Consider the following 10,000-nt stretch of genomic DNA (forward strand, 5'->3'; position numbering starts at 1 on the left):
ATAGAACGCTTCAGACAGCATACTGCTGAGTATGCTGTCCGATGGGCTGCTTAATGAGAAATTCGTGGGGATCCCTCAGGGTCAGATCACATGGTGAGCTGACCCCTTTTGGTTTAAGGCAGGTATTCGTCCAGATAAGCTTCGTCTTCTTCGGCCTTTTTCGGCGGATTGCCGTCGTGGATCTGGAACTCTCTACGCTGGAAGTAGGCTTCTTTGATAAAAGCATAAGGGTCCACGGAGTCATTCAGCAGTTGTTCCATTGACATCATTTGTTCGCGACCGTCTAACACGCTAAATACGGCTTTGGTGATGGCTAGAGGTGTATTCAACCACGTAGACGGAAAATACAGATTGTCCACTACAGTCCCTGTGGTATCACGCACTGTGGTAGGGCCCAAAGCTGGCAACATCAGATATGGACCGTCACCAACACCCCAGGTGGCCAGCGTCTGATTAAAATCTTCGTCCTGGTTTTTTAAATCCAGGTGAGTAGCTACATCAAACAAACCAAATAAACCTACGGTGCTGTTCAGAACAAAACGGCCAAGGCTAATAGCGGCACTTTTTGGTTTGGCCTGAAGTACGCCGTTGACAAAATTAGTAGGTTCGTCGAGGTTATTGATGACGTTGGCTATGCCGGTACGGGCCGGTTTTGGCACTACTGTCATATAGCCTACTGTGGCTGGGCGTAACACATAAGCGTCCAGCACGTCATAGTTAAAATCCCAGATATCCCTGTTCACTGACTCAATAGGGTCCCTTGGGTCCTGATAGTTCTTTTGTGCTTGTTGTTCGTCTGCTGCTTTTTTACTGGCGCAGCCGGTGGCTGTTAACAGCAACAGGCACGACACTAAAACAGGCTTCATGCGTAAGACCATAAATTTGCATCCGTTTGGGGGAAATAACATATTGATTATTATACTGGTAAAGCGTCAGGTGGATCATCAGCTTTACTGCATAGATTTGTACTAAATAGTTGCAAAAAGTTGCATGGCGTGCAAAAAACAGCTTAACAGGGATAGCTTAGCGCAGGATCTCTGGCAAAGCTGTGGCCAGTTGCTGTCGCTCTGCGCTAAAAATTTCCTGTTCAATACGCAACCAGCTTTGACCATAATCCCAGTCAGTACTTAATGGCAACCAATTCATGCCGTCGAGCATACAGTTCAGGTTATATAAAAACGGATCTGTACCTTGCAGTCTATCTATGCTGTAGGTTTCGCTGGCGCTGCTCAAAAGCGCTATGCCACCAAAAGAAATAGCCCAATGTGCAAAGGCCATCAGATCGACTGTAGCTCCGGCTTTGGGCCGAAGTTCATTGATCACTATGGCATTTTGTAGCAACTGGTCCACCATATCGGAAATTTCTTTTTCCAGCTCCTGTTGCGCTTTAATCCGGGCTGGTGAACTTTTTTCCTGCACCCATGGCGATTTAGCGGTCAGGACGCAGCTAAACAAAATGGGCTGCATTTTGGCTGAGAGCAAATAAGCCTGATGTAAGGCCAGAGCTTTTTCCCTACTGCTGCCTTCAAATAAAGCGGCTTTTTTAAACAGATGGATTTCATGACGCAGGGCGGTGTTACACAGACCGGTGATCACATCTTCTTTGCTGGAAAAATGATTGTAGATAGTGCCTTTGGAATAGGGACTGGCTGCTGTAAGTTTATCCATCGTCAGGTTGGCATAGCCCTCTGCTTCGACCAATTGCAATGCTATCTGCAGCAATTCCTGTTCACGATCCGCTATGGCCTGCTGCTTTTTACTAAACCTCTGCGCCAAAGGACAGCTGCGGCTTTCCTTGTTGGCGATGTCACATAAAAATTTCAGCATAAAAACGGCTCTGTTTTCACTAGAGCTTCAGCTTAGCGCGGGCTTGCACAAGGTGCGGTCGGCATAAGGCGAAAGTTAGAGGCCTGGTCAGTAAAGGGTAGGCAGCCAGTAACAGCACTATGGTGACGGTACTTTGCCATGAGTCCCATTGGGCAATGGCAAAAAATAAAGGGACTAAAATTGCCAATTTCAACAAATTTAATAGCAATTTTTGCGGTGTTGGAACCTGTTCAGTGGCACTGCGGATCACTTGCATACGTTGTGCAAATTTCAGACCTGCAAGCTCAGGAATGGAATGGCTGCCAAAATACATCGAAGACTCCTTAAAAAAGACAGGCCCCGTATGAGTGAACAACAGGGCCTTATCTAGCTAACCTGATTAAAACGATTGGATTTGCGCCACTACGTCAGTCAGAGACAGCATCAGCTTTTCGCCAGTCAGACGGTTTTTCAGCTCTACCTTCTGCTCGTCCAGATTACGTTCACCCACTATGATGTGATAAGGCACACCAACCAGCTCCATATCGGCAAACATGACACCAGGACGCTCTTTACGGTCATCAAACAAGACTTCAAAGCCTGCGGCGGTCAGGTCTTTGTACAGCTGCTCTGCAGCTTCCTGGATACGCACTGATTTGTGCATATTCATTGGCACTATAGCCACCTGAAACGGCGCTATAGCGGCAGGCCATTTGATGCCATATTCGTCATGGTTTTGTTCAATAGCCGCTGCGACGATACGGGATACACCGACACCATAACAACCCATCGTCATGATCTGGTGCTTGCCTTCTTCGTTTAATACGCCGGCCTTCATCGCTGCGGAATAGCGGTCACCTAATTGGAATATATGGCCTACTTCAATACCACGACGTATGACTAACTTACCTTGACCGCATGGACTTGGATCACCTTCGACCACATTACGTAAATCAGCCACCTGATAAGTGGTGATATCGCGGTCGAAGTTCACACCAGTAAAGTGGAATCCGTCTTTATTGGCACCTGTGACAAAGTCGGCTAAGTGAGCCGCAGCATGGTCAACTATGACCGGAATAGTTAAGCCGACAGGGCCTACTGATCCAGGTTTAGCTCCTGTTGCAGCCAGAACTTCTTCTTCTGATGCAAATTGCAGTGGAGAAGCAACCAGTGGATGTTTTTCTGCTTTAATTTCGTTTAGCTCATGGTCACCACGCAACACTAAAGCCACTAAAGTCTGAGCCGCTTTTTCGTCGGCTTTGCGGGCATAAACTATTAAGGTTTTGGCGATGGCGCGAGCCTCAACTTTTAACAAGGCCGAGACTTCATCAATAGTTTTTGCATCAGGGGTGGCCACTTCAGTTTTAGCTTGTGTGGCAGCAGGGCGACTGCCTTGAGGTGGCAATGCTTCTGCCTTTTCAATATTAGCTGCGTAGTCGCTACCGTCAGAGAATACAATGGCATCTTCACCTGACGCCGCCAGCACATGGAATTCGTGTGACATGCTACCGCCAATAGCGCCAGTATCGGCCAATACAGGGCGGAAATCTAAACCCAGACGGGTAAAGATATTGCAGTATGCTTGATACATAGCATCATAGGTCTGCTGCAAACTCTCCTGACTTAAGTGGAAAGAGTAAGCGTCTTTCATTAAGAATTCACGGGCGCGCATTACACCAAAACGTGGACGGCGTTCGTCACGGAATTTGGTCTGAATTTGATATAAATTAATAGGCAGTTGTTTGTAGCTGCTGATTTCTTTGCGAACTAAATCTGTCACTACTTCTTCGTGGGTTGGGCCTAAGACAAAGTCACGCTGGTGACGGTCTTTAAAACGCAGCAGCTCAGCGTCCATTTTTTCCCAGCGACCAGATTCCTGCCACAGTTCAGCGTGCTGAACTACAGGCATCAGAATTTCAATAGCGCCTGCTTTGTTCATTTCTTCGCGGACTATTTGCTCTACCTTACGTAAAACCCGCAAGCCAGTGGGCAACCAGGTGTATAAACCTGAAGCCAGACGACGCACCATACCGGCACGTAACATCAATTGGTGGCTGATAATCTCGGCATCGGCCGGGGTTTCTTTCATAGTGGAGAGTAAATACTGACTTGTCCGCATAAATAATTCCGTGAGTTTTAAGTTTAATTGTTCTGTGAATGACCTGCTGTACCCTAAGTAATTGATGTTGCAGGCAGACCACAAGTGCGTGGGACCCCGGCAGCATAGTAGTCCTATGTGACCGGGGTAAACAAAAGTGTCAACAAAGCTGCAGCTTCAAGTACGATGGATGCATTCTATCAAGCCTGCTATTGGGGCAATAGCTTAATCTGATGTTTTATCCATTCTGTTGTCAGATTTTGTCCTGAGACCATGCCACCTAAGCTGTAAAGCTCGTTGTTCATGGTCACTAGTGTACGTAAATCCATCACAGCTGTAGTGTGTTCAGCTTTCAGCCAGCTTTTGTCCGTTAAAGAATAAGCCCAGACCTCAGCTGATGGTTCGGCTGGTGTGCCATCATAACCAATACCGTTGTAGTTGTAAGCCGTTTCACTGCCACCGATGAAGACTATCAAGTCCTTGCCATCTTGTTTGACCGCGGCTGCCGCCATTCGGTAGCGCGCTTTGCCTGTTGGATGTGTTATTTGTTGCCAGCTGATGCGATTGGCATCTGTTTTACTGATTTCGCCTAACCAACACTGAGCCACAGTTTCATAGGCGCGGGGTAAAGTCTGATAGCTGACTTTGACACCATCACACAACAGCATCTGATTACCGGACAACGCGCCGGCTAAACCAAAAGTAGGCGTACCGGGAAAAGGAGTAGCCTGACTCCACTTTTGCGTAAAGTTGTCGAATACCTGCACCAGATTAACGTTACCATCCTGCGACCAGCCGCTGGTCAGGTAAATGTACCTGTTGTTATAGGCTAAAGCGACGCTGTCATCGACGGCAACCGGCATATCCGGTAGCTTGTTGTAACTTTTAGTCACAGGGCTGTAGCGATAACCCTCGGCGCTTGAGACTTCAGTGCCATTGGCCGCCACAGTGTAGCCACCAAAGATAAAAAAATGATTCTGCAAAGTGACACCTGAACTTGCCAGTCGGCCACTTAAACGTTGCCGGCTTGGCACTGTCGGCGCTTTCAGCCAGGTGGGTTCACCTACTGTCCATTGCCAGACTCTGTTGTGAACATCGGCATGAGTTTTTCCAGCGGCAAGTCCCATAAAACTGGCGACGTATGTGCGTCCGGCGACAGTGGTGCTCATCACCAGATTATTACTCACTGCCTCAGGTAAGGCAGGCAAATCGGCGGCACTGAGCCACAGCGGCGGGTTAAGTATCAGAAAGAGGCTGTATTTCAGTAACTTGCTGTTGCTTTGTAACATGCCTGATTTCAGTAACATGGTTGTGTACTCCGTTCACTGTCCATTTTATATTAAAGTGATACAGCGTCATGCCATAGCTTTGTTGCTCCGTCTTTTGTTTTTTATACGGAGGGCGCGGGTCTTGTTTTAACACTTTTTCTATCAAAACTGCTAATTCAGGCTGGTCTTTTTGTCGCTGACAAAATTCCAGCACTGCAGGCTCAAAACTGACTGTCATATCAGTTTCTGGCGCTGAGTCGGCAAAACCACCCGCTGCATCTGGCAGCGCATCGGCGTAGGGCAGGTAAGGTTTGATGTCCAGTATCGGGGTGCCATCGAGCAGATCGACACCGGATAGCTGAATGATTAAACGCCCCTGTTTACGTACCACGCCTTCGAGTTTTACGACAGAAAGTCCAATTGGGTTTGGTCTGAAGGTCGCCCTGGTGGCAAAAACCCCTTTTTTTTCATTGCCGCCCAGACGAGGCGGCCGCACCAGAGGTGACCAGCCTTTGTCTGCGGTTTCGTGGAATACAAACACCAGCCATAAATGGCTAAAAGCTTCAATACCCCGCACTATAGCATCGTCGTCATAACCTGGTTCGAGCACCAACTCTGCTCTGGCTTCGGCGATCAGACCCGGCTGGCGGGGAATAGCAAACTTTTGTTTATAGGGTGAGCGAATAGTGCCCAGCACTTGCATTTGATAAGAGGGCATCAGTTCCTCAAAAGATAAAAACAGACCTATACCGATCGTCCTTTAAGCGGACGCTTTGTTGACTGTATCCGCAACGAACCCGGGTATAGAGCGAAAAAAGAAAGGCTATTATGGCGTTAGCCTCCACAAAGGACAAGCAAAGCTCAAAAAGTGGCGATACAGAAAAAGACTTTACAAGAACGAGAAAACTTGGGATTAATAGCAGCTAATTGCTTTGTCCTGATCATCATCTGAGTAATCAGATACCAGTAAGCATTCAAGAGCGGTATAAACCGTCAAAAAACAACCAAAACCACCTGAATCCACTTTGTTTATGCAGCAACCTTGCTGTGTTTTTGCTATGGCGTGACGAGAGTTAGTATGGAAAAGAAAGTTTTATTAATTGAATGCCCGGATTCAAAAGGCCTGATCGCACAGATCACCAATATTTGCTACAAACACCAGCTGAATATTATTCGTAATACCGAGTATGTTGACCCGGATTCAGGTCAGTTTTTTATGCGTACTCAGCTTGAAGGTATATTTAACGATAAAACGCTGATGCTGGATTTGGACAGAGCATTGCCTGCGGGCAGCAGCAGACAGCTGGTCGCTGCAGGGCGCAAGAAAGTTGTGATATTGGTGACGAAAGAAGCCCATTGTTTGGGTGATATTTTGATGAAAGTGTATGACGGCTCGTTAAAGCTGGATATAGCTGCTGTGGTCGGTAATCATCCGGATTTACAAAGTCTTGCGGAGAAATTTGATATTCCTTATCACTTTGTCAGCCACCTGAACCTGAGCCGTGAGCAACATGAAGCCGCTTTGCAGCAAGTGATAGATCCTTATCAGGCTGATTATTTAGTGTTGGCAAAATTTATGAGAGTGCTCAGTCCTGCTTTTGTGGCGCACTACAAGGAACGTATTATTAATATTCACCATAGTTTTCTGCCCGCTTTTATAGGTGCTAACCCTTATCATCAGGCGCATAAGAGAGGGGTGAAGATTATTGGTGCTACGGCGCATTTTGTAACAGATGATTTGGATGAAGGTCCAATTATTAAACAGTTGGTGACTCCGGTAGACCATACCTACAGTGCGATGGATATGGTCAAAGCCGGCCGGGATGTGGAGAAAAATGTGCTGAGTAAGGCATTGCAACTGGTATTGGAAGACCGGGTTTTTGTGCATGGTAATAAAACAGTAATACTGTAAAAAAGCATTCAGATCAGAGGCTTGGTTCGATTTTTTCGGAAAACCTTCTATGCTGATTAAAAGTCTCCGAAGGTATTAGTCTATGTCTGGTAAAAGGACTGTTGAATTTCGTTTCCTGGCCGAGCCTACTCATGTCAATTTCGGCGGCAAAGTGCATGGCGGCATGGTGATGAAGTGGATTGATCAGGTGGCTTATGCCTGCGCTGCAGGCTGGAGTGGCTTGTATTGCGTTACTGTTTCAGTCGGGACTATCCGATTTCGCCGTCCTATATTGGTGGGGCATCAGGTCGAACTGATAGCCCGTATTGTGTATACAGGCACTACAAGCATGCATGTGTTGGTTCAGGTGCGTTCAGGCGATACCAAGGGCGGAGAAATGCTGGAAACCAATCATTGCATTATCAGTTTTGTGGCGCTGGATGCTGAAGGACACACCGCGAAAGTACCAGCCTGGGTGCCGGTGACTGAGGAAGACAGGTTTTTGCAGTCTTACGCCGTAAAAACCAAAGCCTTTTCTCAGGAAGTTGAACAAAACATGCTGGATTTTTATCAGGAGAAACTGCTATGAACAAGCTCTGGTTGTTACTGATTTTTTGCAGTTTTTTAAGCCCGGCGGCAGAACCTGTGCTACATCCGCGGCTGGAGTTATTCAGGCCTTTTTTAGATAGTTATTGGCAGGGGGATTTAACTGAACCCGGTAAAGAGAAAAAAATGATCGACAGGTCTGTCTGGAGCAGGGCATTAAATGGTCAGGCGATTAAAACTGTTCACTCGGTTAATGATGGCGAATATGGTGGAGAGACGCTCATTTTCTGGGATCAGAAGCAACAAAAAATTGCCTATTATTATTTCACCACCGCAGGTTTTTATACGCATGGCACTATGAGTTACGATGAAAAAAGCAAGAGTATTGAAGCGCTGGAGAATGTAGAAAACAATGCACAAGGTATCACGCAAGTACGCTCGTTTTCAGTATTGAACCCAGACGGCACATTGCAAGTCAGCTCTGAGTATCTGCAAAATGGACAATGGGTGAAAGGGCATAGCGCTTTGTATAAACGCCAGCCCCATACCGAAGTGAAATTTCACTAAGCTGATTATTTTTCGATGATCAGTTCTTCTGTAGGCTCCAGTGCATAAATATTGTCAATCTGTAATGCGCTGGAGTGACTGACCCGCAGGTCTTTAATATGGCCATTGCGCAGGCTGTAAACCCAACCATGCACTGTCAGTGGCTGGCCTCTTTCCCAGGCATCCTGTACAAAACTGGTGTGACATACATTACGCACCTGTTCCATAACATTGAGTTCACATAACCGATTTACTCTTTGACCATCGTCTTCAAAGCTGTCCAGTTCAACTCTGTGCAGGGCGTATACGTCTTTAATATTACGCAGCCAGTTATCGACAAAACCTATACGCTGTTTATTCATCGCTGCTGCAACACCTCCACAGCCATAATGGCCACAGACGATAATATGTTTCACTTTTAAGATATCGATGGCGTATTGCAATACAGATAAACAATTGATGTCGGAATGGAGTACCAGATTGGCAACGTTACGGTGTACAAAAAGCTCACCTGGCAGTAATCCAACTATTTCATTGGCCGGAACCCTGCTGTCTGAGCAGCCGATCCAGAGGTATTCAGGAGCCTGTTGTTCTGAGAGTTGCTTAAAAAAACCAGGAGCTTCCTGCTCAACCCGCTCAGCCCATGCCCTGTTATTGGCAAATAAGTGTTTTAAGGAACGCATTGAATTACCCTTTAGAAAACTGGCGCTAAGATAACAGATATCGCCTGTGTTGGAACACCGACCAGAACTTATTCAGCAGATAAAAATAGTCAGGTAACAACACCGCAGTAGTGGAGGCAAGGAATACTTCAACTGGTTTAAGTCAATATAGTTACGATATCGGTCAGACATTAGATCAAAGATGGTAAAGATTATAATGTTTTTTTGTCGACTTTTATGTTTTAAGGAAACGCAATGATGTTGCCTATGTAATAGATATTTATCTCTGCTTGCCACTGTTTTACTTTCTTTTTAATAAAATAAGATAGTGTTAACGCTTTTATTTATGGAAATGATTATGTACTATCTCTTACAGTATTTATCAACGGGAGATTTTCATGTCATTGTTACTTGATAAAAAAGAACTGAAAAAGGCCGCAAAAGAAATCACAACTGTAAAGTTACATGAAGTGATTGAAACGTTAAATTCAGTTTTGGCTGAGCGCCAGAAAGAAACAGAAGTGTTATCTCAGATCCGGGCTTTAGCGAAAGCTCAGGGCTTTACTCTGGAACAACTGGGTTATCAACTGAACGCTGATGTAGTAGTGAGCCATGATGATGACACGGAATCGAAAGGCAAACGCCCTGTTAAGCCAAAATTTAAAACCATCAACAAAGAAAGTCAGTTTTTCTATGTAGATGCAGGTAAATTACATTTACTGAAAACACACACCATGAAAAAAGCCTTGTTAGACCGTGGTATTAAAGTTGTGCCATTTCATAAAGTAGACACTAAATACGCTAAAGATATTGAGGCTCTGTTGGCTGAAGCCGGTACTCAGGCCATTGAAAACTTTAACAGTAAAGTTGACGTCTGGAACTCATGGGCTCAGGCGAACGGCGAAGAGATTCTGTCGAAGAAGTAAAAACTTGTTATTGATAAGATAAAAAACCGGCTCAGTTGAACTGCAGCCGGTTTTTTATAGCACAAAAGCCGCTGTTATTTTTGTTGCGCGTCTAAAGACTGACCATTGACCGCTGTGCTGTCATCACTCATTAAATACAAATACACAGGCATAATTTGCGCCGGAGTAGGCAGACTTAACTGATCTTCACCCGGATAGGCTTTACTGCGCATTTTGGTGCGGGTAGCGCCCGGATTTATACAATTTACTCTGACCGT

The 10,000-nt window shown here is 45.8% G+C and carries 11 protein-coding genes and 1 pseudogene; 4 read left to right on the plus strand and 8 right to left on the minus strand.

All coding sequences use genetic code 11. The annotated features are described in order from the left end of the window. Positions 1–113: 113 nt before the first annotated feature. The 6 genes from LDL40_RS17700 to tsaA form a co-directional block, all read right to left on the minus strand. Positions 114–866 (minus strand): VacJ family lipoprotein, encoded by a 753-nt coding sequence (locus LDL40_RS17700; protein ID WP_300996791.1) that lies wholly within the window; start codon positions 864–866, stop codon positions 114–116. 157 nt (positions 867–1,023) lie between these two features. Continuing rightward, the gene (locus LDL40_RS17705; protein ID WP_300996792.1) at positions 1,024–1,827 is read right to left on the minus strand and encodes a TetR/AcrR family transcriptional regulator; all 804 of its coding nucleotides are present in this window, start codon (positions 1,825–1,827) and stop codon (positions 1,024–1,026) included. A gap of 19 nt (positions 1,828–1,846) precedes the next feature. Then, positions 1,847–2,140, minus strand: coding sequence for a DUF6170 family protein (locus tag LDL40_RS17710; protein ID WP_300996793.1), 294 nt, complete (start codon positions 2,138–2,140; stop codon positions 1,847–1,849). Positions 2,141–2,206: 66 nt separating this feature from the next. Then, positions 2,207–3,925, minus strand: a complete 1,719-nt coding sequence (locus LDL40_RS17715) for a proline--tRNA ligase (protein WP_300996794.1) — start codon at positions 3,923–3,925, stop codon at positions 2,207–2,209. Between the two features lie 188 nt (positions 3,926–4,113). Continuing rightward, positions 4,114–5,211, minus strand: a complete 1,098-nt coding sequence (locus LDL40_RS17720; RefSeq protein ID WP_300996795.1) for a galactose oxidase — start codon at positions 5,209–5,211, stop codon at positions 4,114–4,116. After that, complete coding sequence (tsaA, locus tag LDL40_RS17725) at positions 5,141–5,890, minus strand: tRNA (N6-threonylcarbamoyladenosine(37)-N6)-methyltransferase TrmO (RefSeq protein ID WP_300996796.1); 750 nt, start codon at positions 5,888–5,890, stop codon at positions 5,141–5,143. The genes LDL40_RS17720 and tsaA overlap by 71 nt, the downstream gene beginning before the upstream one ends. 360 nt (positions 5,891–6,250) lie before the next feature. Here tsaA and purU point away from each other — a divergent pair, with 360 nt between their 5' ends. From purU to LDL40_RS17740, 3 genes are all read left to right on the plus strand, one after another. Then, the gene (gene purU, locus LDL40_RS17730) at positions 6,251–7,084 is read left to right on the plus strand and encodes a formyltetrahydrofolate deformylase (RefSeq protein ID WP_300996798.1); all 834 of its coding nucleotides are present in this window, start codon (positions 6,251–6,253) and stop codon (positions 7,082–7,084) included. Positions 7,085–7,166: 82 nt separating this feature from the next. Beyond that, the gene (locus tag LDL40_RS17735) at positions 7,167–7,652 is read left to right on the plus strand and encodes an acyl-CoA thioesterase (protein ID WP_300996800.1); all 486 of its coding nucleotides are present in this window, start codon (positions 7,167–7,169) and stop codon (positions 7,650–7,652) included. After that, positions 7,649–8,176 carry a hypothetical protein gene (locus tag LDL40_RS17740; protein ID WP_300996802.1) on the plus strand — a complete coding sequence of 176 codons (528 nt, stop codon included), beginning with the start codon at positions 7,649–7,651 and terminating at the stop codon, positions 8,174–8,176. Before LDL40_RS17735 ends, LDL40_RS17740 begins: the two co-directional genes overlap by 4 nt. A 5-nt stretch (positions 8,177–8,181) precedes the next feature. Here the strand turns inward: LDL40_RS17740 and can are convergent, their stop codons facing one another. Then, positions 8,182–8,838, minus strand: a complete 657-nt coding sequence (gene can, locus LDL40_RS17745) for a carbonate dehydratase (protein WP_300996804.1) — start codon at positions 8,836–8,838, stop codon at positions 8,182–8,184. 377 nt (positions 8,839–9,215) lie between these two features. Here can and LDL40_RS17750 point away from each other — a divergent pair, with 377 nt between their 5' ends. Beyond that, positions 9,216–9,743: an H-NS histone family protein gene (locus tag LDL40_RS17750; protein ID WP_300996806.1), complete on the plus strand. Its 528-nt coding sequence runs from the start codon at positions 9,216–9,218 to the stop codon at positions 9,741–9,743. Positions 9,744–9,817: 74 nt separating this feature from the next. Here LDL40_RS17750 and LDL40_RS17755 read toward each other — a convergent pair. Then, positions 9,818–10,000: pseudogene (locus tag LDL40_RS17755) on the minus strand (YciK family oxidoreductase); the annotation flags it as partial.

This window comes from Rheinheimera sp. (genome assembly GCF_020217005.1).
In the GTDB taxonomy this organism is placed as follows: Bacteria; Pseudomonadota; Gammaproteobacteria; order Enterobacterales; family Alteromonadaceae; genus Pararheinheimera.

Bases quoted from the DNA above. Each gene is read 5' to 3' on its own strand.
- LDL40_RS17700 (WP_300996791.1), bottom strand. From the start codon at position 866: ATGAAGCCTGTTTTAGTGTCGTGCCTGTTGCTGTTAACAGCCACCGGC.
- LDL40_RS17705 (WP_300996792.1), bottom strand. From the start codon at position 1,827: ATGCTGAAATTTTTATGTGACATCGCCAACAAGGAAAGCCGCAGCTGT.
- LDL40_RS17710 (WP_300996793.1), bottom strand. From the start codon at position 2,140: ATGTATTTTGGCAGCCATTCCATTCCTGAGCTTGCAGGTCTGAAATTT.
- LDL40_RS17715 (WP_300996794.1), bottom strand. From the start codon at position 3,925: ATGCGGACAAGTCAGTATTTACTCTCCACTATGAAAGAAACCCCGGCC.
- LDL40_RS17720 (WP_300996795.1), bottom strand. From the start codon at position 5,211: ATGTTACTGAAATCAGGCATGTTACAAAGCAACAGCAAGTTACTGAAA.
- tsaA (WP_300996796.1), bottom strand. From the start codon at position 5,890: ATGCCCTCTTATCAAATGCAAGTGCTGGGCACTATTCGCTCACCCTAT.
- purU (WP_300996798.1), top strand. From the start codon at position 6,251: ATGGAAAAGAAAGTTTTATTAATTGAATGCCCGGATTCAAAAGGCCTG.
- LDL40_RS17735 (WP_300996800.1), top strand. From the start codon at position 7,167: ATGTCTGGTAAAAGGACTGTTGAATTTCGTTTCCTGGCCGAGCCTACT.
- LDL40_RS17740 (WP_300996802.1), top strand. From the start codon at position 7,649: ATGAACAAGCTCTGGTTGTTACTGATTTTTTGCAGTTTTTTAAGCCCG.
- can (WP_300996804.1), bottom strand. From the start codon at position 8,838: ATGCGTTCCTTAAAACACTTATTTGCCAATAACAGGGCATGGGCTGAG.
- LDL40_RS17750 (WP_300996806.1), top strand. From the start codon at position 9,216: ATGTCATTGTTACTTGATAAAAAAGAACTGAAAAAGGCCGCAAAAGAA.